Here is a 238-nt window from a genome sequence, read left to right as displayed (position 1 = left end):
CGGGATGCGCACCACCCGCGCGACAAGCCCGAGAGGGCGACGCTGTTCAACAAGCCCTTCCGCTTCACCGGCGGCGAAATCCCCGGAGAATTCCTGAAGAGCCTGGGCTACCTGCCCGGCGCGCACAGCCCGGATTGCCCGGTGTCCCAACGCCTGCAGAAACTCAAGAAAACCGGGTAACGCCTCAGACGCCCATGTAGCGGCCGGGCGGATGGTTGAACAGCAGCACCAGGCTCGG

Annotated in this window: 1 pseudogene; it reads left to right on the top strand. The window is 66.0% G+C overall.

What is annotated here, in order from left to right:
- Nucleotides 1-180 (top strand): annotated as a pseudogene (locus tag ACQG3P_RS23205) (DNA-3-methyladenine glycosylase I); the annotation flags it as partial.
- Nucleotides 181-238 lie beyond the last annotated feature (58 nt).

The organism is Stenotrophomonas sp. SrG (assembly GCF_050031795.1).
GTDB lineage: Bacteria > Pseudomonadota > Gammaproteobacteria > Xanthomonadales > Xanthomonadaceae > Stenotrophomonas > Stenotrophomonas rhizophila_A.
The sequence above is the reverse complement of the archived record's forward strand: the minus strand, read 5'-3'. Positions and strand labels throughout refer to the sequence as shown.